The sequence below is a fragment of the Pseudalkalibacillus sp. R45 genome (genome assembly GCF_052246725.1).
Classification (GTDB): domain Bacteria; phylum Bacillota; class Bacilli; order Bacillales; family Fictibacillaceae; genus Pseudalkalibacillus.
Window position 1 is genome coordinate 463096 of the sequence record NZ_JBQQCL010000001.1, and the last position, 24268, is coordinate 487363.

Consider the following 24268-nt stretch of genomic DNA (forward strand, 5'->3'; position numbering starts at 1 on the left):
TCCTAAATCAATAAAGCAGATATTGCTCGCGTGTATTTTTGAATTGTTCGAGATCGTCCTGCCATTGAGCTTTGATTTCTTTTACAGATTGTCCCTCCTCAATCGCATCACGCACCCATCCGTTTCCGATCAATAAATCGAAGAATGACACTCCAGCACTGTTTTCAGCACGGAATTCAAAATCCTCCGGGTAGTTGTCATGAATGGTTTTCACGAGGTGAAGACCGGTTTCGACTGGCGAGAAGGCTTTTTGATCCGTTACATGCAGCTGGACGCCATGACTCAACTGACCACTATGTTTTGAAAACACAGGTGTAAACGACGCTGCACGGAATGTAACCCCGCGTAATTTCAAATCATTCAATTCCGCAGCCAGTTCTGTACTGTTGATGAACGGTGCCCCAATCAATTCGAACGGTTTTGTCGTCCCTCTTCCTTCCGATACGTTCGTTCCTTCAATCAAAGCTGCGCCTGGGTAGACGAGGGCTGTATCGACTGTCGGCATATTCGGTGATGGCAGTACAAATTCAAGCGAAGTATCATCGTAATACATATTCCGTTTCCAACCATCCATTTCAACAACTGTCAGGTCTGCTCCGATTTCGAACTCTTCATTGAACAAGCGTGCCAGCTCACCCACTGTCATGCCATGACGAAGCGGAATCGGATACATTCCGACAAATGAACTGTATTCCGGATCAAGTACTGGTCCTTCCACTTTTGTTCCGCTGATCGGATTTGGACGGTCCAAGACGATGAACGGGATATCGTTTTCGGCAGCTGCTTCCATTGCGTATGCCATCGTGTAGATATACGTATAGAAGCGAGTGCCGACATCCTGGATATCAAAAAGAAGGACATCTACGTTTTCAAGCATTTCAGGAGTCGGTTTTCTTGTTTGACCATAGAGGCTGTACACTGGAAGTCCTGTCTCTTCATCAATGTAGAACTCCACATATTCCCCAGCCTGCGCACTCCCGCGCACGCCATGCTCTGGTCCGTATAAGGCTGTCAGATTCACGTCCGGATCGTTATGAAGCAGATCTACGATGCTATTAAGCTCCTGATCCACGCCTGTTGGATTCGTGATCAGTCCTACCTTCTGCCCTTCAATCAGATCCTTCTGCTCATCCAACAAGACTTCAACTCCAAGTTTTACTTGCTTGCCTTGTTTTCCTTTCCCTTTTCCATCAGCGTTGGTGGTGAGTGCCGCTGTCAACGAAGACAATACAAGAACAGTCGTTATGACCATGACGAACCATTTTTTCACTGTAATCCCTCCTACTTAGTTTTAGAGATTAAAAGTCTCGAAGCTCCCAGCCTTCACCAGAAAATTCTGGGGCCATTTCCGTCCTATCTTCCAGTTCCAATTTCAGATTGTCGATGTACCAGCCCCGTCCATTCGTGTAGCTATCTGTTTCATAACGGAATCTCACATATTTTGCATTGGCCGGCACTTCTACTTGAACTTGATTCCATTCACTGCTTCCAGTAAACGAATCATGGATTTGAGACCAGCTTTCCCCATCCTCTGAAACTTCGATTTTTCCTGTATCGTAACCAGACTCGAGCCTGTACCAGGTATCGAAGGTCAGCGTAGCAGATCCACTCAAATCGACTTCAGCAGTAAGCGAACGCTCCATCGCATCGCCATAGCCAGAGAACCAGGCCGGACTTTTATCAATCATCTCAACCGGAATGGCGTCAGCTACCTGTCTAGCAAACGCGCGTCTTGCAACATTCGTTGAAACTGTGTTTCGCGTCGGGTGGACACGATTTGTTAAAAGAATGGCGATTGTTGCGTTATTCAAATCGACTACGATCGATGTCCCTGTGTAACCGGTGTGACCGACTGTCGAGCTGGAAGAAAGGGCATCCATGAACCAGCCTTGCTGAATCTCCCACCCTAAACCATGGTCATCTCCAGGAAACTCTGGAATTTGGTTTTCTACGAGTAGCTTGATCGTTTCAGGCTTGAGAATCTGCTTGTTCCCATACCGGCCGTCATTTACATACATGTGTGCAAGTTTGCCAAGGTCCTCAGCTGTGGAAAAGACACCAGCATGTCCAGCCACTCCATCAAGGGACCAGGCATTTTCATCATGCACGTCTCCCCAGACAAGACCACGATTGGTCCATGGCTGGTATTCTGTGGCAGCAATCCGTTCTTTGAGGGATGCAGGCGGGTTGTACATCGTATCGTCCATGCCTAACGGATCGGTGATATTCTCTTTTACAAATTGATCGAGCCGCTTGCCAGAAAGACGTTCAACCAATGCACCGAGTGTAATCATGTTCAAATCGCTGTATGTATACGTCGTACCCGGTTCATTGTTAAGAGGGTGTGCAAATACGATCTGAAGCCGTTCCTCACGGCTATCGCCTTGCGTGTAGAGAGGAATCCATGCTGTAAAACCTGAGGTGTGGGTCATCAATTGCCTGATTGTCACGTTTTCCTTTCCGTTCTCTGCAAATTCCGGAATGTGATCTGCTACTGGGTCATCCAATTCAAAATAGCCCTCTTCGTAAAGCTTCATTGCGGCAGTTGTGGTGAAGATCTTACTGATGGACGCAAGATCGAATATCGTATCGTCTTGCATCTCGATCGGATTTTCCATTTCATTTTGGCTATCATCCGTATAACGAGCTGCATACCCATAAGATTCATGTTTGACAATATGGCCGCGTCTTGCCACCAACGCTACTGCACCTGGCATCACATTGTCTTGAATCATCGTGTCCATCACACCATCGATTTCTTGTAACGGTTCACTTCTCATCCCGGCCCCCCTTATCGATCCTGGTTTGAGAATGGGTAAAACAGGACCAGGATTTCCCCATGAAAAAGCTGGATGAGCATTACTGTTATTGCTCTTGGTTTCATTTTGTTCAATGCTAGGAGTTACAGGATGATTGTCATTCGCATTTACAAAATTACTACCTGCTACTGAACTTGAACAAGCCAACAAAGCCGCTAATGTAGCACTCAATGTTTTGGTTTTCATAGTGCCTCCCTTTTACATAGTTGATCATTAAAGAGCTATGTAGCTGCAGTAGCCTCCTTCCGTTCTTGAAAATGTAAGTGCTTCCAAAATCTATCTTCAGGTTACCTAAGGGTAAAACAAGTTGTCTATACCACTTAAGTCCCTAACAACCGATATCGAGACGTTAATCGAGACCATTGATTCAGTCCTAATTAATTATTTTTGAAATATTATGACAATTATAACGCTGGATTATGAAGTTTTATTTCAAGGGGCTTTTTAAAATTGATGATGATCCACTGTTGTAGAGCTCTTTCACCTGAAAAAGTTTTGAGGGCGATATTTGGTACAGATCCTTCATGATTTCTTCTCTTCCTGTCCCATTACACATACTTTTGGGACAGACTCTCGGGGATTTCTCCTCTTCCTGTCCCATAAAACACCAACCTTGGACACTTCATCGCTGTTTTCTCTCTCTACTGTCCGAACGAGCAACAAGTTAAAAAACGGAGCTGGCCAATAGAGGCAGCTCCGCTCTTTTTACATCGATCATTTTCTAATTTCAATGACGTTTGTTTCACCCTGATTGATCGTTCCAGATTTCTTCAATTCGACTCTTTCACCCTCATCTAGATTGGTGAAGATGATCGGTGTAACGGTAGATTTCGCATTCTTTTGTAAATAGTCCAGGTCGAGCCCCAGTAATTTTTGCCCTTGCTTGACTTCATCACCAGCTTTGACATAAGCCTGGAACCCTTCACCATTCAATTCCACTGTATCCAATCCAACATGGATCAAGATTTCATAGCCATTTTTCGATTCAATCCCGATTGCATGTTTCGTCGGGAACAGATTGATGACTTTTCCGTCAACTGGTGAGGCGATCGTTTTTCCAGTCGGTTCAACCGCAAAACCGTCACCCATCATCCGTTCAGAAAATGTCGGGTCATCAACATTAGTAATTGGAATGATACGACCTTCAATTGGCGAGGCAAAATCATTTTCACCAAGCGCCGATCTAGCAGTTGTTTTTCCGTCATCAACAGGGACTGATTCTTGAGGAGAATTATCTTCATTTGCCATTTTACGCTGCATGGCGGTGGCCACGAACTCAACATTCGTACCAACAACCACTTGAAGATTTCTCCGGTCAATTTTCATAATCCCTTTTGCTCCGTGCCTTTTCAACGCCTGTTCATCAATCGCATTCATATCTGCAATATTTAATCGAAGACGGGTTGCACAGCTGTCAATCGATTGGATATTTGCTTTACCACCAAGCCCTTTAATGAAATGATGTGCCATATCTTCATATTGGTTACCAGTGCCAGCCGAAGTGGAAAGATTATCCTCAACCATTTCCTCATCATCTTCACGACCTGGTGTTTTCAGATCCAATGCTTTGATAAGGAAATAGAAAACGACAAAATAAATGGCTGCATAGATCAGACCAACGATGAACAATAGCCACGGCCGTTGGGCAAGACCGAAATTCAAAATGTAGTCGATTGCCCCTGCGGAAAACCCGAATCCATGATGGATGTCCAACGCATAAGTAACCACCATCGCACTACCAGTCAATAACGCATGTACGCCATATAAAATAGGTGATAAGAACATGAAAGAGAACTCGATCGGTTCTGTAATACCTGTCAGGAAGGAAGTGAAGGCAATCCCGACCAGTAACCCGGTGACCGCTTTTTTCTTTTCCTTTTTAGCAGCAGCAATCATTGCGAAACATGCTGCAGGGAGACCGAACATCATGATTGGGAAGAAGCCGGCCATGAATATTCCAGCTTCCGGATCACCCGCAAAGAAACGATGCAGATCACCAGTCGCTCCGTTATATTCTCCAAATACGAACCAGACAAGACTATTAAGTACATGATGCAGACCGATCGGGATAAGCAAACGATTCATGAACCCATAAATTCCAACTCCTGCAGCTCCTGCATCAATGATCCATTGCCCAATTGCATTGATGCCATCCTGGATTGGTGGCCACACGAATCCGAAAAGACCTGCCAGTACAACCATCACCCCAGCCGTGATGATAGGAACAAAGCGTCTTCCTCCAAAGAAGGCGAGGTAATCTGGTAATTTTATTTCATGAAAGCGGTTGTAAAGCAGTCCAGCTATTACCCCAGATAAAATCCCCCCAAGGAATGCCATATTGATTTCTTCATTAATGGCTTTCGTCCCTTCTGTCAACACAAAAAAAGCGACCGCACCCGCTAATCCGGCAGCGCCATTCGAGTCTTTGGATAATCCGATGGCTACCCCAATCGCGAAAAGAAGCGGCAGATGGGCAAAAATAGCATTACCAGAAGCTGCAATGAACGGGATCCCTAATAAATCATCTTGTCCCACACGTAAAAGCAATGCGGCTGCCGGCATGATCGCAATCGGCAGCATTAATGCCCTACCGATTCTTTGCAAAAATCCTAACATATACAATCCTCCTTGTATTTTTTAAAATTTTCTGAAACCTTTTCATAAATAGATATATCAAAAAAATGCTTCCAATAGTTACAAAATTTCATAAATGGGATAAAAGTATGAAATAAAATTCCAGTTAGTTCTGTGATGATTTTGAGTAATTCCGCGGGGATCTTGAGCAAAACCGAGGGGGATCTTGAGCAATTTCGGGAGGACCTTGAGCAAGTGTAGCCTAAGAAGAGAAAAAGGAACTGACATTAAAAAATGTCAGCTCCTCTTGATAGATGTTTTTTCGCCTTCGAAATTTTTCGGCACTCTTTTATTGAGATGACTTTATCTGCAGATGAGCGTGATACTAGAAATAAAGCTCGTTTTCTCCAGAAAAACTCCCGATAATCTCCGAAAATATATATTAAAGTCGCAAAAAATAAGATTGGTATACTTGCAATCAAGTATAACGTAAGTGTGTGTTCTGTTTGATCCACTGTCGTTTGTGCAAATGCTGCATTACTCAAGATAAACCAAAAGAACGGTACATTAAGTATGATTTTTCCCATACAAAACATCCCCTTCGTTCATCTATTTCACCAATATTTTACTCCCTTTTAGATAAAAAAGATGTGACAAAAAACACACAATTTCCAAAAAAATAAAGTTTGAAAATTCCTTTTACACATACAATTCAGAAGCCGCCCTTTTCCTTTTCCAGAAGGCTGAAGTTAGACCTACTAAACGGACACGTAAAATTGACACTTCGTCCTCTTTCAAAATAATTCTTTCTGTCATAAACCTATCCTCTTCATACTATAGAAGGGAAACTTCATCAGAGTTGGGGAGGTAACCTTTTGAAGGAGTATATCTATCACCAATGTTTACACCATGTTGAAAAGCCAGTTATGATCACGACTTATGATAAAAAGGCTTATATCGGGGTCATCAAAAAAGTGGATTCTGAAAAGGTCTACTTACAACCATTCGAAGAGAGAGATGGTCGCTTCTTTCCATTACTAGGGGCTGGACTAATTGGTTTGGGTCTTGGAGCTATCGCCGGAGTATCCCTTTTTAGACCACCATACCCTTACCCTTACCCATACCCACCTTATGGATATGGGTGGTAAAACAAAAATGTCTCATTGCTGATGCAGTGGGACATTCCTTTATAAAAATTAATGGTAATTTTGGCATTAAAATCGTCATCTTTTTTTACGAGTACTTTTATTGTTGGGGTTCGACCTCTTACTGATAGATGTTTTGGATGGAGGCTGATACAGGTTTGCAGAACAAAAACTCTTCCATTTTCCTTATCTTTTTAAGAAGAGGGTGACAATTTCCCATGGACCCATATAAGTTAAGATAGTTTCAGTTTCGTCACCAATATGAGATGATTCATAAGTTTTCATCTCATTACCGTTAAAATCTGTTAAGACTACTTCTGAAAACAGATGTTGAAACCTTAGTTTCACTTGAGTAACTTCGTCATTCGAATAATTGATCAATCTCATAGTATAACCTGAGTCATTTTTATAGAAAGAACTTAGTAATACCTGATCAGCACCAATGTCTAGAAATTCACCGTGTGGTTTAGTCGACGTTTGTTTGACAAGTACAGATCCACGGCTTTGTTTGGACAATTGTGCACTTTCATGAGGCTCATGATTACCAAGATATAAGGAAAAAGTCCATTCATATTCTCCAAATATACGGTCTCTAGCTAATAAATGTTTAATATCTCCACCGGCTGGACCTCTGTTCAGTGTTACCTTTTGGACCCCAGGGTGAATTAAAGTAAAACCATATTTCCCATCATTGATTCGTAAATAGGAATTCGTGTAAATGTCATCTATATGAGTTTCTTCCTCCCCGAAAGGATAATTGCGATAGTATTTTGGATTTGCTAAAGAATGACTGAATACAGCCTCACATTGCACAGACAAATATACTCCGGTATATAAATAGGACTTGCAATCAACTTTTCCTGTCTTATGATAAACAGTTACAAAGGCTTCAGCGAACGCGACTGGTGTATCTGTGGTATGTAGAGTCAATAAATCGCAATGGAGCTTTAAAGTGCTTTTCAATTCATTGGATTCATGTACTCTCGCATGTATTCTCGAAATTGAAAGCTGATCAGGACAATGTGTAGTTCCATCAAAAGCAAACGTAAAAATTTCGTGTGCTGGACTCAGAGCATGGAATGATGCACCATCATGTTCATTTTGTTTCCCTATCGGTCCGGTGAAAGCCGTAAAATCTACTGTTTGATTTGTTGTTTTATCTAGGATTTCAATACTCCACGAACCCTTCTTCCAACTCACCCGTATGTTTTCATCCTCCAACCAGTCTTCTCCTGAAAGTATAGAATCAGTGTCCCTTGATCTTGAAATTTGGTTCTTAATCTGAATTTGCTCTTCACCTAATGCTGGAATATCAGCGACCATCAGCCCCTGTATCCTGTTGTTTTCTTTCTTCTCAATATGAAAAGGAATCTCTTCGCTTTTTTGAACGAGGGAAAATTCCTTCCCATTTACTCGTATATCGAATGGAATGGTCTGTTTTCCAGCAACACCGTTATAGTTTGCAATCGTAATGTCAGATTCGATTTCCTTAGTATCATAGATGGCATGAATTCCTTTCTCACAGTCTTCGATCAAATCCTGATATTTTTTCACACCATAAGACCCCGCCTCTGTCGTAAGCCCATCCTTTGTTATAGCCCTATAACTCCTGGCCACAGAAAAATCATGATTTTGTAAAATCAATAATTGCTTCCATAGATTCTGTAAATAGGTGACAGGCGGATATACTTGGCTTCCCTTTAATCTATTGAATGCCGAATATGTTTCATAGGCTAGCAGTGATTGTTCAGCTTTCTGATCCCATAGGATGACCTTATCGCCGTCATATCCCCAACCACCTCCCTGGTACCAGTTGTTTTTATAGTTGGATTCATCTAATGAAATATAAATTTTCTCTAAATTCCTCTCAGGGTACTCTAAATCAAAATATTCCTGTAAGGTAACTGACTTGCCTTCCCACTCCTTAACATGATGGATGGCTTTTTCAAATGGATCTGCACTCGCACCCCAATCCATGCCTGGCGGCCATATTTCCACCCATTGAAAGAGCAAAGGATTGTCGTAGTCTCTTAATCTATCTTTATAATCTTTATAACCCGTGTATTGCCTTACACATGACACCATCAAATCATTTGCAGGTATAGAAGGTATATCTGTCCCATCTACTCCACTCCATAAAATCATTGATTCATTCAAAGGTCTTACTTGTCCAGAGTTCTGGTTTTGTAAAGAGGCATATTCAAATCCACTTTTCTTCAAAAGCTGAGGCATCTGTGGATGGAACCATTGCTCTTCTACAAGGAATGCCCTGATATCGTAATCGAGCACTTCTTTAATGGTCTTCTTCCCATAGGTTAATTGTCGTATATTCGGCTCCCAGCCATAATCTTGTCCAAATGGCTGACCGTATGTTCCCCCATCAACAGCAGCTTTACCAGAATCTATATATTCTTTGAGTCTAGTAATACATTCAGGGTCTTCCTTCTCCACTTGTTCATATGCATATGCGTCTAATTCCATGGAAACTTTTAATCCAGGATAATCGTCTGCTGCATCAAGCATTTTGTGGATTGTATAGACGCTTGAAAAGGTACGTTCATACTTTTTTCCCTCATACCATCCTGATGGAAAAGCAAATCCGATCCCTCCCTGGGTCCAATGATTACAGAAAAAATAATAGAAAGACGGTTTGGTCATTTTTTATTCTCCTTAAAAATTTTATAGGATCTTCTCTTCTTAAAATTGCTTTGTAACCCTATACTCCTCGGAAAATCACTCCTGAGTGAAGTATTATATTGGCGTAAGGAGTATCTTCACCTGTTCTGATGACTGCCTTGACATTTTTCATAAGTTCTTTGAAGTCGTTGTGCTCTATAAAGTCAATTCGTTCGATTTTGATAAATTCCTGGATTTCATCATAAATTGTTTTATTGGAATGTTTTATTTCTGAAGCTAAAGTTGCCTTTTCCATTTCAAAATCATCCAGAATCATACTTAGTACCTCCATGAAACTTGGAGATCCTAATTTCACTACTAGGTCGATTCGTTTTATACGTTCAGGGATAGGTAAACCGCAGTCACCGATTGCAATACTGTCAGTATGACCCATCCGTGCAAGAACGGTAGCTATTTCACTATTCAATACACCTTTCCTTTTCACTCCTATCACCATCCTCTATGTACTTTGATGCAGATTCATAAATGGTCAGGCCCTACTAAAAGGAGCCCGACCAAGTAAAGAGATTTCTTGAACTAATGGACTAATGCTTTCAACTGCTGACTCTCCATCATTCCTTTTTACCGAGAGACGGGAGTTTCAACACTTCAAATTCCTTCATTTCAATCTTCTCATTCAAGCCATGTTGGAAAAGGACACGGATTTTTTCAGTTTTGACCGGAGCATAAACGACGGTGTTCAACCCTTCACGGAGAGGGGTTTTAATTATCTTCCTAATATCCTTCCAATTCCCCTCTTTCCAATATTGAAGCTTATACGATTCAGGGAGGACGATGTCATTTACTGCATCCTTACTTAAGAACAAGTTTGCTTTATACACATGCTTTTTCTTATCAAAGGTCATTTCAACCCAATCTTCATCAGAGGATGAATTGGCAGTGTGCCAGCCATTCGATTCTTGAATCGATCCATCAATCGTTTCCCATACGCTGTCAGATGGAACCGTAAAGGTTTGCCAGCGTTTTTCCTCGTCCCGATGACCGACTCCCCAACCTGTAGTACCAGGATTATCGAAGGAGTAGTCGATCAAACCTTGGGAAGTATACAATTTAAGCCATGCTCTTCCTAATCCTGATTCATCGATCCAATTCCCATTGACGTATTTCCCGAAGTTTTCATCATAAGTTCCAGCTTTAGTCGGCCAACGGTAATGGTCGCCTAGACCATTCGGTGCAATGACCTCCTGTGTGATGGCGATTGCGTATTGTTTTCCGGGCTCTAGTCCTTCATAATCGAATGCCGCTTTCGTTTCGGATCCAGCTTGCAGTTGGTCCCTTTCCACTTCCACAATTTGAAGAGCTTCCCCGAAAGGTTTATCATCTCTTACCTCATACAATTCAAGGAGGACATCACTCAAGTCTGTTCCTTTCTCATTAAGAAGGAAACCGACGTCGTTCAAAACGATATTTTGTGAAACAGAAGAGGAAGCTTTGACAATTGGTAAACTTTCTCCAAAACGATTGGCTGCAACATTGTGTGTATTATAAGCTTCAAATCCATAAACAGCTGAGTACTTTCCAGGATGATGGTCTATAACTACTCTGAGTTTTGAGGTTTTCACTTTATTAAAGGTCACTCTATTTAAATTTGCTTGGGCTTCCTTCTCCATTCTCTTTTGTCTCTTCACTTTCGCCCATTTCTTTCCATTCCAATATTCTATTGAATAATCATCAGGCTTCCATAACTTATCTTCTGAAGTCGACCCACTTGGATTATGATAAAAATAGACATCCAGTCTATTAATCTCCCTTGGGGTCCCAAAATCAGTACCATACCAATCTTGTTCACTTTCTCCTTCTTCCCGATAGGAACTCCATAAAGCTGTGCTTGTCCCATTGAATTCATGACCACCATCAAGAGGAGCCCATTCATCGGAATTTTCAGCAGACTGGTGTGAATAAATAGGTTTAGGATATTCTTCCTTATTCTGATTCAATGCTACGTTTACAAATCGGTCCACATCCGTGTTCTTCTTTACAAAACTCAACCCATCCATCCAAAAAGCGGACAGCCCGCTTGTACTTGGACCTTCATCTACTGTCAAATATTGAATCGATTGCAAGGATGGTTCACCGACCTTGCTTACATTCCAAGCATCGTTCGCTTCTCTCAAAGGAATCTCCAGCTGTCTCCATCCATATCTTTGTTCACTGATCGGAGCGAATAATTGATCTAAGAAAGCCTGGGAAGGTTTGTATTCAAAATAGTTACCATCATCCTCATATAATCGTACCACCGGTTTGAAGTTCCCCTGATCCCTGCCGAATTCCGAGTGGTACTTGATCCAAAAAGTCATAATATCTTTCCCGCTAGCATCAAGGTTCAAATTTTTATCCTTCGGGTAAAGTAACCTGTGATTCGTCCCCGCATCTGCAGACACTTTTATTGATCTTTCCCCTTGAATATATCGACCTTCATCCTCGGACAATTGCCCATGATCCGAGTTTAATGACCATCTGGATGCTTTTTCATCTGTACCCACTTCTTCTCCATCGTCGGTTACATAGACATTCACGAATCCTAAATCAGCCAGTTTACCATTATTGACTGTCAACCCGACGCGGTAAAAACCTGGTTCCTTGTACTTATGGTCAACTGTTTTTTCGGCAGAAATGGTATTGTCTCCGAGATCCCATCTGTAACCAAGTTCCTCACCATGAGGATCTTCGCTCTCAGAGGCATCAAATGTAACTGTCTCCCCTACCTGGACGGTTTTTGTAGAGATTTTCGCTTTTGCCACCGGCGCTTCGTCTTCTAATGTCGCTTCTCGCATGTAGACATCCGATACATTGTCATCTTTAAAAATCGCTTCTCCTTCATTCCCACTAATATCATTCCCTGCGATATCCAGCCATTTTGCGTTTTTCAGGTAAATGCCATGGCCTTCATAACCTCTTTCATCATCTTTATTATTTTTAATGATGTTTTGCTGGATGACCCAATGATAGGCAGGATAATCAGCATTATAACGAATTGCTACTCCAGGACCATTGTTATCATGGATATTGTTTCCTACCATTTTAAAATGACTGCTCGCTCCATTCACTACAGCTATTCCGGCATTCCCGAATGCCTCCGGGGCATTTTGAGGATCGATTCCATTAAAGGCCACCTCGTTTTCAATCAGTACAGTATCATCTGAACCTCCAAGCCAGAAGCCATAGCTAGAATGATTCGCTTTGTTACGTACATAGGTGTTGCCCGGGGACCAGCTTTCGATCGCATTATTATTTGCATACGAGGTATCATTTTCTTCGAAATAATTTCCTGTACTTACCCAACCATTCAAGACACGAATGAAAATTCCATCGCCACCATGCCGGAAATCATTACGATAAAGTTTATTGTCATTTGATCCTGATTCCATGAGCATGCTGGTTGAATCACGAGCGTGGACCTCCCCAGGAGCAATCCTGATACCATAGCTGAAATCATTGTCACTGATGATATTCTCTGAAGCATGCCACATCTTAAGACTGACATTTGAAGTATGTGAAAAATCATTATGTTCGACGATGTTTCCATCACTATGCTTTAGATACAAGCCGTTCCAAACCTGATTCCCCTTATTATTCGTTATGGTGCTTTGTGAGATGCGTTCCAGGAAAACAGCACCGAATTCTGGTCCATCACCCCATCCATAGTCAGGATCTGTGAAATTATCGGAAAAATCATTCTCAGTAATGTTCCAATTTGTACCATTTTTTGCATACAATCCAATTTTAAATCCTTCAGTAGAGATGTTCTTGAGCGTTATTCCAGAGTGGCCGTCACTTTGGATGGCAATTCCTTCATAACTATCAGGTCCTTGTTCCACATCACCAGGTCCGGATAAAACAGCTCCATTCCCGTCAATTGTAATATCATCTGCTGTAATAGTGATTCCATCGCCTGAAGAAAAATCATATACTCCTGGTTTAAACGTAGTATCCTCATTTATCGTCATTCCTGGTACAGGAATAATTCCATCTGTAGATTCTGCGGCGTAACTGGTGGTGACCGATGGAAAAGCAAGTACAAAGGCAAGCAGTATCACCCGTAATTTCTTCATTTTAATCAATGGTTCTCCTCCTCGGTTTCAAATAGCCATTCACAATTTCCACACCCGCTTATATAACTACTAATCTTTTAATCACACCTCCTATACTTGAACATCATTTTAAATTTTTATCATAGAAGCTTTGATACGCTTCAATGACCTGATCACCACCTGCCCCTGACCAGGCATTCTTATATTGATCCCATAATTGGTCAACTTTCTTTTCACTATCTGCAGTAATCATTTTCAAGAAGAAAACAGATTTGACATTGTTCTGTATCGCATTTCGTTTATTTTGGATTTCTTCTAAATAGACAGCATGAAAGGGATTCGGTTCATTATAGTAACTTCCGAATTCTACAGCCGTTTTCCAATTGAATTCTTTTTTCGAATCCTCATTACTCACAAACATATTGACATTCTCTAATGCTTCCTCATACGTGTCATATTCGTCCACTGGGATATACCCATGAACAGTAGTCAAAAAGCCCCACCATAGGGGATATTCATATCCGTTTGCTTTTACATCATAATCCTTTTCCCAGTTCTCTTTATTTCGATCGTAGATACCCTCTTCATTGAGTTCTGTATAATGGACACCTTCAATTCCAGCGACAAAGAGTTCTCTTCCTTCTTTACTATTAACAAACTCTATGAATTCAAGTGCTTTTTCTGGGTGTTTTGATGTTTTCGGAATCCCTAGCATCATCCACCAGGCTGCCCCTTGTAATGGAATGAATTCATGTCCCTCCGCAACTATCGGTGGAACAAATGCAAGTTTTGCATCAGGAGCGACCTTTTGGATATTTGTTTCAAACTCTGAAGCTCTTGAAGTCCAAATTGCACCTGCTTTGTTGGCATACAGATATTTGGCATTTCCTTCATCTACATTCTTCAAGTTAGGGAAATCACGATTCATGAGGCCCTCTCGATATAATCTATTGATGAATTTGAAACCATCTTTCGTGTCATTTGTCGTTTCAAGTGGTACCACTTCTCCACCACGGACGACATAATCTTCAAAGAATCCCCCGAAACTGCCCCCAAAACCATGCATGACTGCATCTAACTCAGCAAAATTATCTGGTGCCGGCATCGTCACTTGGAGACCGATGGTGTCGTCTTTACCGTTTCCATCTGGATCTTCGTCTTTAAATGCTTTTAACACGTTGTAGAAATCATCCATTGTCTCCGGCATTTCCAGATCGAGGTTGTCCAACCAATCCTGCCGTATAAATAAAGCAGTATCTTGACCGTGATGTGAACCTGGGACAAAAAAGCGTTCACCGTCCACCTTCAATCCTTTGAAACTTTCAGATTCTGTAATTGAGGTAACAAAAGGATAATCACCATCTTTCATCAAATCATCTAGGTTGTGCATTAATCCATCCTGAGCCCACTTTTTCCAGGGACTTGCTTGGAATTCTGCCTGGATGATGTCTATTTCTTCTTGAGATTGCATCATAAGATTAACTTTGTTGTTCGATTGATCCCAAGGAGCTGTCACAATTTCAATATTCACCCCTACCCTCTTTCCGGCTTCTTGGAGAATCGGGTCTTTTTCAGGATCCACAACATTGGCTGGACGATAAATTTTTAAAGTAGGTTTACCATTCTCAACTGCTTTTGCATCCTGATCCACCTCTTCACTTTTCCCGAAACATGCAGTCAGCGTCGACACTACAAGCAACAGAGAAATTACTGGAATACCCCATTTCACCCTCATCAGAAAACACTCTCCTTTTCGTTTTTGGAATAATTTGATCGCCTACTCCTTTACGGATCCAAGCATGATGCCTTGAACAAAATACTTTTGGACAAACGGATAGAACAACAGAACCGGCACGACACTGATCACAATAACAGCAGATTTCAGCATCTCAGGGACTTGTAGGGCCAACCCAGTTGACATGAAGTTTTGTGAGCTGATGATCATGTTTCGTAAAAACAGTGATAAAGGATACAAATCCTGATCTGATATAAAAAGCATAGCTAGAAACCAATCGTTCCAATAAAAAACGGCATAAAACAAGATGATGGTCATGACAATCGGCTTGGATGAAGGCAAGACGATTTTGAAGAGAATCTGGAAATCATTACATCCATCAATTTTTGCAGCTTCTTCTAAGCTGTCAGGGAGCGAGGAAAAATAGTTCATCATCAGAATCAAGTTGAAAGTATTGACTGCCATCGGCAGCACCAAAGCTAAAATCGTATCTCTCAGTTCCAGTGAGTTTACGAGAATATAGAGGGGGACGATCCCTCCATTGAAAAACATCGTGAAGATCATAAATAGAAAGAAGAACTTTCTACCTTTCAATCTTTGTTTTGAGAGGACATAGGCTCCCATCGCAGTCAACACCAAACTAACGAATACACCTAAGACGGTCACTGAAATACTGACCCCCAAAGAACGGAAGATTTGTTCATTTGTTAAAGCATATTTGTATGTTTCCAGCGAGAAGCTATTGGGGATGATGTGATATAGACTCTGATAATATCCTTCTTGAGATGAAAAGGAAATAACTAGGACATACCAAAATGGATAGACAGTAACAAGAGTGATGAAGATCAGAAAGGCATAGTTGAGGTAATCAAAGAGGTGCATTTTCTTTTTGCGGACTTTCGTTACACGTCCTGCTTTCTTCGGATTTTGAATAGGTGTTTTTTCAACGTTCTTGAGATTCGGTACAGGCTCCATCTTTTTTCACCACCTTTAATAGATTCCTTGATTCCCCATCCGTTTTGCGAGCCAATTCGCCATTACCAATAGTCCAAAACAAATGATAGCTTTGATAAGTCCTGCTGCTGCAGGTATGCTCAAATTCGTAGAATTGGTCAGATTCCGGACGATGTAGGTATCGATGATGTCAGCGGATTCAAAGACTGCAGGATTATATAAGTTATAAATTTGATCAAAGCCCATTTGAAGGATGTTTCCAATTTGCAGAATCAACATTATCGCAATAACATTCCTGATACACGGTATTGTGACATGGATGATTCTTTGAAGACGATTTGCACCATCCATAACCGCCGCCTCGTACAAGGTGGGATTTATACCAGCAATTGCCGCCAGATAAATAATCGTATTCCACCCTATTTCCTTCCAAATTTCAGTGATGATGAGCATCGGCCTGAAATATTCATTCTCCAGAAAGAAATCGATTTGCTCAAAGCCAAAACTACTAAGGATGATATTAATCAACCCGGAGTCCAAAGAAAGGACAGAGTTTAAAATTCCTGCAAGTACGATCCAAGAAATGAAGTGAGGTAAATATGTAATCGTCTGCACAATTTTCTTGAGTTTCATATGGTAGACTTCATTAATAAGCACGGCAAAGATAATAGGAAGTGGGAAACCGAACACAATTCGATAAAAATTGATAATGAAGGTATTTTCGAAAGCATTTAAGAAACTAGGGTCATCGAACAATATTTTAAAGTTCGTCAATCCGACAAACTCACTTCCAAAATAACCAGCACTGAAGTTATAATCCTGAAATGCGAGGACCAACCCATACATCGGTACGTACATGAAAATAAGATACCAAAGCAGCACTGGAACCAGCATCAAGTATAAATATCGGTTTTTCTTCAAGTAGGCAAGCTTCATTTTACATATCCCCCCTCATAAAGCCATCGCCAGTCAAGTGGTACCGGTTACATTTTTTGTGAAACCGGTTACATAAAAGACATGAATCTATTATTCTGCAAGTCGGTTTTGGTTGGCTATGAACGCTTCCACTTCTGTTTCGTTTGGTATGGATTCCTGGGCACCGTATTTGACACATGCCATGGCTGCAGCTGCAGAAGCATATTTAATGGCTGATTCTGCTGAGTTTCCTTGAAGTTGTTTCGTAATAAAAGCCCCTATGAACGTATCCCCTGCAGCAGTACTATCCAAAGGTTGTACAGGATAAGCGGGAATATGATATTTCTCCCCATCAGCCGACCTATAAACTGAGCCTTTTTCACCAAGAGTGATGATCACTTCGTTCACTCCTGCACGGATCAATGACTTGCTTGCTAATCCTGCTGAGCCGGCGTCGTCAACCTTTTGTCCGGTCAAATGGCTGGCTTCTGATTCATTTACCATCAGCACATCAATTAAAGAGAGATATTCCCGGGGCATCTTCGTCGCTGGAGCTGGATTATAATATGTCTTCATTCCATGTAACCTTGCATACTCCAGGAGATACATATTTGTTTTTATAGGGATCTCATTTTGGAGCAAAATAGCTTTTGGTTCCTCTTCAATCTTCCCTAAAACCGAAGAAACCTCCTCCGGTATAAGCTTCCCGTTAGCCCCCTCACAAATTGTAATCGTGTTTTCACCTTTCTCATTTACGATGATGAAAGCTAATCCAGAGCTTCCTTCCATCTTCAATATATGATCTGCTGAAATTCCATATTGCTCTAAGCTATTGATCAGTGCTACTTGGAAATGGTCACTTCCGATTGCTCCTATGAAAGTGATCTTTGAACCTGACAATGATGCTGAAACCGCCTGATTCGCTCCTTTACCTCCAGGGTGGTAGGACACACCCTGGCTTTTAATGGTTTCTCCTATTTGTGGATGATTTTTCACATAGGTGACAATATCCATATTGATACTCCCCACGATAAGCAAATGATGATTTTTCACTCATATCCTCCTGATTTCGACGTTTCTGGCATTAGTTTTTTCACTTTTACAGGATAACCCGTCTCGATGGAATCCCGAATAGCCTCTAAGACAGCAATGGTCTTGTAACCATCATAAACGTCAGGCATTGCCTGTTCTCCATCTGCGAGGCAGCGTGCGAAATATTCCGTATAATTGACAAACTCTCCTGCATGATGATTGATTCCTTCAAATTGGAAGTAATGATAATTATCTTCAAAATAGGATTCTATTTTTTCTGGTTCTCCTTCATATTTTATAATCGATTCAAGCTGAGGATACTTGGATATGAAAGTCCCTTTTGTTCCGTAAACTCCTACTTCAATCCACGGTTTTGTATGGTGAGGATGTTCAAGACCATAACATCCAAGAACCCTTCCAATCTTGCCAGATTCAAATTTCAAACTGATGACAAAAGTATCATTTCCTTGAAAACCCGCTTCTTCCCCAATAAGCGAACGATTGGCATAAGCAAAAACCTCCTCAACATCGCCCATATACCAGCGAATCAGATCTACTGGATGGGAACATCCTCCAAACAAAAGATCAAATCCACCTTCTTTTGCCCACGATCGATTTCCATAGAACCACCGCATATCATGGACATAGGAGGCTTCTGCATAACCCAGCTCACCGATCTTCCCCCTCTCAAAAGCTCTACGTTGATGCTGCATCGGGCCAAAAAAGCGAGAACTTTGCCCGACCATCAATTGTAAGTCCGGATGATTTCTGGTCAATGTAATAACTTCTTCAGCTTCCTCTAAAGAATTGACCAGCGGCTTTGTACAAAGGACATGTTTGCCGGCTTGAAAAGACTTACGGATATGATCAATATGTAGCTGGTCTGGAGTGTAGATTGCAACGATATCGATATCCTCACGTGTCAACAGACTGTCAAGCTCGCAGCATCCAAAAGGGATATCAAATTGTTGCTTAACCTTCCTGACTAATGAATCATCCACGTCACAAATTGCCTGTATGGTTAATTCCGGATGGCCGTATAGCCCTTTGATCAATCCCTTTCCTTCCCCAAGTCCGACTACCCCTATTCCGAACTTTTTCCCAACCTTCGTATGACGACCGTGTCCTTCCATATCACGTATTCTCCAAGTCTAATGGCTCGAGGTAAGTACGTTTTTCATACTTTCTTGGCAGCCGTTTTTCAACAGAAAGCATTGGGGGAAATTTCTTATGGGGTTCTAATTGATACCAGTAAGCCGTACTGGAATAATCCGCTTGCAATTTATTTGCATGGCCATGCTCAATCGTCACTCTTATGGATTTTTTAAAATGAATCGGATCTTCGATATGAAACCTGTACATTGAATTCTTGCCGCGCCAAGGGTTATCTCCATCCCCCGAATTCAAATGAATCCCATGATAAGGTGTGCAGAATTCATCCTTCGGACAGAATGCTGTATTGAAATAATCCTCAGTACCTGTACCATGGATCGAAGGTATGGTTTCACCATCAATAAAGATCATATCGTCACCTTCCCCATACCAATTATTTTTTTCCTGGACAAAACAGTCAATATTGAGATTGCATCCAATATAATGACCTTTGCCCTCCGCCTCTAAAATCACATAATTATCTTTTCCATCAAAATTTGGCTTCTTCCAAAGAACATCCATTAAATACCTCTGTCCCTCCGCCGTAGCGCCTAAAGGTTCATTCAAAGGCATTTCGGCACCCCAAGTATCTGTCGCCTCTTCACGACGCCATTGTGCATGAAACCTTCCAATATCATCACCGAGCTGCTCATATTCTTCATAATCAATATAAAAATAATAGTTTAACTGAGTGTCGCCTTCATTGACGATTTCTATTTTCCCCCCGTCACTGTAGGGCATTGCAAAATAACAATTGAACCCCCGTCCTTGATCTGGTGACATGGATAAAGGCAATGACCAGAAATTTTTTGAGATACCATGTCCCATCCCGAAAAAATCACCGATCGGCACTTCTACACTAGGGTGGTCTTCACCATCCCAATACATCCTAATCAAAACTTTTCGGAGAGAATTTTCTTCTCCAGAAGGGGGGAACATTGTGCACCATATATGACGGATACAACCTGCACCTGATAGATTTGCGATCGTCCGTTGTTCACTTCCCGCTAGCTCTATCCAGTCGTAATTCCCACCTTCAGGATCATAGCTCGATATCCGCTTTCTTTTACAATCTCTAATTCTTGCTAAATCTGCCAGGCTGCTGTACCCCATAGACATATCATTCGCCGCCCTTTCTATTTAATAAGTAGATTCTGAATAATAGACTCTAACCAATATCGACCTGCTGGATTGTGTTCAATACCGCTTGGCTGTGAACCCAGTCCCCCTTCAAAGCGTAGAGTTGTTGCTACAAGATAGCCTTTGCCGATTGTTTTTTCGAACATATAGTCATGTAAATCGAATGTCCTTGCATCCAACCTCCCCATTATTGGAGTTCGTTTTGGATCGTCTGCAGCTATAAAAGCTGTATCTGACGCCAGCCCGTAGAATGCTAACCCTGTATGGTCTTCATGGGGAAAATCGTCCATATACTGGTTTTTGTGAAATAACTGGATGGATTCTCTCCAAAAAGGCAGTTTTTCAATTGGAAATTCTCCTTCGCCACGTTGAATGTAAAGTACTTTACCCCCATTTCTTACATATTCAATGTGTTCTGATCTCAACATGGTTGTAACGAGACACTTTACATGCGGTTGGATGGACTTCAGGTAACGCTCATATCTCATCAATGGAAAGAGGTTTTTTATACCCTGGTATAAATGCATAGGATCTTCAAACCAAATATCATTAAATTGTTGGTCCTTCCCTAATTTACTTTCTGGATAGATCCATAAAGGCCATTCATTCTTAATTGACTTAGTATCGCAACTTAATGTTGCTGTTAAAATTAGTTTTGTAGGCTTCATTACTTTTGGTGCGGTGACCTCCATAACTCCAATTTCCTGTGCCTCCCCTACAGGTAATTCTGATTTTATGAAGGTTCCGTCATCTAAGGCTTCACCATTCTCCAAAGTATACTCCCAATCAATCACACAATTTTCCACAGGCTGGGAACTATAATGAGAAACAAAAAGATGAGGGCGTACCTGATTGCCAGTCAAATAGTTGTATGGATCCCAGTTTATAAGCCTGTCGCCTCCGTTAATCCAGTCGCGGCGGTTGTCCCATGTCAGGCTCAAGATAGTCTCATCATTGAATGACCGAAGTTTATCAGGCTCATGATTCGGCAGACCAAAATCATTAAATATAGCACTGGTTGCAACCGGATTCCCTTTAATCGAGGTAAGGACATATCCATTTATTTTTTGATAAGTGCGGACAAGCTCTAATACGGCTTTTCGATAGACAAACGCACTCTTTTTGGAGTTTTCATCGAGTTCTTGATTGGAGAATGGGATATCCAATTTCTTCATCTTTTCTTCCTGTCGATACCAATGCCACCTTGTCTCACGAGAACCGGGGTTTTTTATAGGGTCATCCATTAACCACCACGGCAACTCACCATTATATTTTTCTCGTACTTCATCCAGGTTCCTATAGGTATCATAATCGCAAAACTCTCCAAATAACCATGGCTTCTGTTCACGCCAGGACCCTGCAAACTGATTGATAAGATCCCGATAGAAATGAAAATCATTATAGAAATGGTAATCATAAAAATCGGCAAATTCCTTTAGTAAGCCACCGTAACATTCTCCTGAACCACTGTTATCACGTATGATCGCATAATCTGTTAATTTCTTTGTCTTATGAAAAAGTTGTTCCAAAAAAGAGGCATTCACTTGGTGGTTTAATTCACATCCTAAAGTCCAAAGGATAATCGAGGGATGATTGCGTATTTCTGAGATGATTTGTTCGTACTGATAATTGACTCTTTGTTCAAATGTTTCCGAAACTTCCGGTAGCCACATCGGGAGTTCCTGCCATATCAATACACCCATTTCATCTGCCGTTTGAAGGTATTCTTTAGTAGGTACATAGAGGCAATGTTTAATAAGGTTGAATCCATTTTCTTTGACACGTGTTAGTTCTTCAATAATTTCTTCTTTCGTCGGAGTTGGAGCTATATGGTCACCATACCATCCCCAATGCAGGACACCACGTAAATAAACAGGTTTCCCATTCAGTAAAATTCGATCATGTTCAACTGTTACTTCTCTCATGCCGAATTTTTCTTCCGCGGTAAAAAGGAGCTTATTTTCTTGTGTAATGCTAAATTTAAGTGTATAAAGATGTGGTGATTCAGGTTCCCACAATTGAAGAGGTTCTTTTATGAAAATATTAATGGAAGCTGTCCTTTCCATTGTTCCTATGTCCGGCTTCAGATGTTGTTCCCATCCACCGACTTCATTGTTTTTCTCATCTATGATCACCGAACGTATCATGTAAGTACTGACAGCAGGTTCTTGTTGTTCGAGTAGATAATCTACAGTAATCTTTCTTTCATCAATCCTTGGTTTGATGAAGATATCTTTCATTCTTATAGGTGTAAGCTTTTTCACATAAACAGGCTTCCATATTCCTCCGAAAATTACTCCTACATCTGGAAAGAATCCTGCTAAGCATTCCCTTATGGGAAACTTTCCTCCTTGTTTGTACACTTTAAGTAAAACCTCGTTTTTGTTCCCATACAATATGTACTCCGTTACATCCATTTCAAAGCCGTTCCAACCACCCTCATGAGAACCTGCTTTTTTACCATTCACCCATAACTCACAGTAATAATTAACAGCTTTAAATTCTATTACAATAGGCGCATTTCTCCAATCAGTAGGCACCTCAAATGATTTTCTATACCATACTGGTCCTTCGGCTAATTTATTCGATTCATGTTGTTCCCAACAACTTGGAACTGTGATAATCTTCCATCCGTTTTGTTCCGTGATTTCTCTCACATCATCAATAGGTTGGTCAAAATCCACATAAACTTCCCACTCGCCTGATAACGAAATGCATTGATCATTATCTATCAGCTGAGTATCCAATGACGTCATCTAAACACCCCTTTAATAATTGTATTATCCTGGCGACTATTTTGAAATCCGTTCGTTGATTCACGCTTGATCAACTGAACATCAAGTTCGTATATCTTGGTTTCTGTTAATTCACCTCTTAATTTCTTGATTAGAATTTCTGCTGCCTTTGCACCCAGTTCATAAATTGGCTGTTGAATAGTAGTAAGTTCTGGTTCTGAAAGCTCAGTCAAGTAAATACCATCGAAACCACATATTGCAACCTCTTGAGGTACCTCCTTCCCCATTTTTTTCAGCTCCTTCAATGCACCTAACGCCATTAAATCATTACTGGCAAATATGCCATCAATATCGGGATGATCAGCTAGTAATTTTTTCAAAGCAGTCTTTCCACCCTGCACATCAAAATTGCCCTCTGCGATTAAAGTCTGTTCAAACCATGGATACTCATTTGTGATAGAGTTATAGCCTTTTAATCTCTCTTTTGCAGTTATTAAATTTTTGGGACCGGCGATATGGGCAATTTTCCTACAGCCGATTTCAAGTAAATGCATCGTCGCTAATTGTGCACCCTTATAGTTATTCGCTCGGACTACACTATAATTCTCGTGACTGGCTGGACGATCCAGGAGTACGACAGGAATCTTTGTCTCTCTTAGATGTTCCAAGTCCTTACTGCTGATATTATTGGAAATGATAATGACACCATCAATATTTTTCTTCTTCATTATTTCTAAATAGGACTTTTCTTTATGTTCTAAATTATCAGAATTACAAAGAAAAAGATTATGATCATATTGTTGTGCAACATCCTCTACAGCTCTGGCTACTTCAGGGAAAAAAGGATTTGAAATATCAGGTAGCATGAGAGCGATCGTATTCATTTTTTTCCCTGCCAGTCCTCTTGCAACCAAGCTTGGCTTGAAGTCTAATTCTTTCATAACTTTTAAAACCTTCTGTTCTGTATCTTTATTTACATATTCATTTTTATTGATCACTCGAGATACAGTGGCCACAGACACCCCTGCAGCTTTCGCAACATCACGGATCGTTGGCAATCCATTCAACTCCTTCATATATGAAACCGGTTACAATCAATGCTGCATATGGTCAGTTTAATCATTTTGAAAACATTATAAATACAGTTGTAATAAATTGCAAGAATTTTCTGCATACTGGATCTGTTATTCGAAAAGGATTATCTAATAAAATATTACTAATTTTTTAAAAATTCTTAATTCTTTGTTGAAATATGTAAGATTTGTAAATATAATAGTGAATTAACGAATACGAAGCTGTTTTTTAAAAGCTGAACTGTAACCGGTTACATATTAGCATA

General features: G+C 40.9%; 16 protein-coding genes. 1 reads left to right on the forward strand and 15 read right to left on the reverse strand.

Annotated features, from left to right (window positions below):
- Positions 1 to 7 precede the first annotated feature (7 nt).
- The 4 genes from ACTWQL_RS02415 to ACTWQL_RS02430 all read right to left on the reverse strand — a co-directional run bounded on the left by ACTWQL_RS02415 (position 8) and on the right by ACTWQL_RS02430 (position 5980).
- The gene (locus ACTWQL_RS02415) at positions 8 to 1270 is read right to left on the reverse strand and encodes an exo-beta-N-acetylmuramidase NamZ family protein (protein ID WP_443140834.1); all 1263 of its coding nucleotides are present in this window, start codon (positions 1268 to 1270) and stop codon (positions 8 to 10) included.
- A gap of 28 nt (positions 1271 to 1298) precedes the next feature.
- Positions 1299 to 3005, reverse strand: a complete 1707-nt coding sequence (locus tag ACTWQL_RS02420) for a serine hydrolase (RefSeq protein ID WP_443140835.1) — start codon at positions 3003 to 3005, stop codon at positions 1299 to 1301.
- Positions 3006 to 3533: 528 nt separating this feature from the next.
- Positions 3534 to 5435 carry an N-acetylglucosamine-specific PTS transporter subunit IIBC gene (gene nagE / locus ACTWQL_RS02425; RefSeq protein WP_443140836.1) on the reverse strand — a complete coding sequence of 634 codons (1902 nt, stop codon included), beginning with the start codon at positions 5433 to 5435 and terminating at the stop codon, positions 3534 to 3536.
- A gap of 245 nt (positions 5436 to 5680) precedes the next feature.
- Complete coding sequence (locus ACTWQL_RS02430; protein WP_443140837.1) at positions 5681 to 5980, reverse strand: hypothetical protein; 300 nt, start codon at positions 5978 to 5980, stop codon at positions 5681 to 5683.
- A 288-nt stretch (positions 5981 to 6268) separates the two neighbouring features.
- Between ACTWQL_RS02430 and ACTWQL_RS02435 the strand changes: the two genes are divergently transcribed.
- The gene (locus ACTWQL_RS02435; protein WP_443140838.1) at positions 6269 to 6541 is read left to right on the forward strand and encodes a hypothetical protein; all 273 of its coding nucleotides are present in this window, start codon (positions 6269 to 6271) and stop codon (positions 6539 to 6541) included.
- A gap of 183 nt (positions 6542 to 6724) precedes the next feature.
- Here ACTWQL_RS02435 and ACTWQL_RS02440 read toward each other — a convergent pair whose 3' ends face one another.
- The 11 genes from ACTWQL_RS02440 to ACTWQL_RS02490 form a co-directional block, all read right to left on the reverse strand.
- A complete protein-coding gene (locus ACTWQL_RS02440; RefSeq protein WP_443140839.1) occupies positions 6725 to 9196 on the reverse strand; it encodes a glycoside hydrolase family 38 N-terminal domain-containing protein in 2472 nt (823 codons plus the stop codon).
- Positions 9197 to 9254: 58 nt separating this feature from the next.
- A complete protein-coding gene (gene rbsD / locus ACTWQL_RS02445; RefSeq protein WP_443140840.1) occupies positions 9255 to 9659 on the reverse strand; it encodes a D-ribose pyranase in 405 nt (134 codons plus the stop codon).
- Positions 9660 to 9786: 127 nt separating this feature from the next.
- Positions 9787 to 13287: a right-handed parallel beta-helix repeat-containing protein gene (locus tag ACTWQL_RS02450; protein WP_443141448.1), complete on the reverse strand. Its 3501-nt coding sequence runs from the start codon at positions 13285 to 13287 to the stop codon at positions 9787 to 9789.
- 103 nt (positions 13288 to 13390) lie between these two features.
- Positions 13391 to 15001, reverse strand: a complete 1611-nt coding sequence (locus tag ACTWQL_RS02455; protein ID WP_443140841.1) for an extracellular solute-binding protein — start codon at positions 14999 to 15001, stop codon at positions 13391 to 13393.
- Positions 15002 to 15043: 42 nt separating this feature from the next.
- Complete coding sequence (locus ACTWQL_RS02460; protein WP_443140842.1) at positions 15044 to 15976, reverse strand: carbohydrate ABC transporter permease; 933 nt, start codon at positions 15974 to 15976, stop codon at positions 15044 to 15046.
- A 15-nt stretch (positions 15977 to 15991) separates the two neighbouring features.
- Positions 15992 to 16891, reverse strand: coding sequence for an ABC transporter permease (locus ACTWQL_RS02465; RefSeq protein ID WP_443140843.1), 900 nt, complete (start codon positions 16889 to 16891; stop codon positions 15992 to 15994).
- A gap of 90 nt (positions 16892 to 16981) precedes the next feature.
- Complete coding sequence (gene rbsK / locus ACTWQL_RS02470; protein ID WP_443140844.1) at positions 16982 to 17923, reverse strand: ribokinase; 942 nt, start codon at positions 17921 to 17923, stop codon at positions 16982 to 16984.
- Positions 17920 to 19035, reverse strand: a complete 1116-nt coding sequence (locus ACTWQL_RS02475; protein ID WP_443140845.1) for a Gfo/Idh/MocA family protein — start codon at positions 19033 to 19035, stop codon at positions 17920 to 17922. Before ACTWQL_RS02475 ends, rbsK begins: the two co-directional genes overlap by 4 nt.
- A gap of 1 nt (position 19036) precedes the next feature.
- A complete protein-coding gene (locus tag ACTWQL_RS02480; protein ID WP_443140846.1) occupies positions 19037 to 20173 on the reverse strand; it encodes a glycoside hydrolase family 172 protein in 1137 nt (378 codons plus the stop codon).
- A gap of 17 nt (positions 20174 to 20190) precedes the next feature.
- Positions 20191 to 22950, reverse strand: coding sequence for a glycoside hydrolase family 2 protein (locus ACTWQL_RS02485; protein WP_443140847.1), 2760 nt, complete (start codon positions 22948 to 22950; stop codon positions 20191 to 20193).
- Positions 22947 to 23987, reverse strand: a complete 1041-nt coding sequence (locus ACTWQL_RS02490) for a LacI family DNA-binding transcriptional regulator (protein ID WP_443140848.1) — start codon at positions 23985 to 23987, stop codon at positions 22947 to 22949. Before ACTWQL_RS02490 ends, ACTWQL_RS02485 begins: the two co-directional genes overlap by 4 nt.
- Positions 23988 to 24268 lie beyond the last annotated feature (281 nt).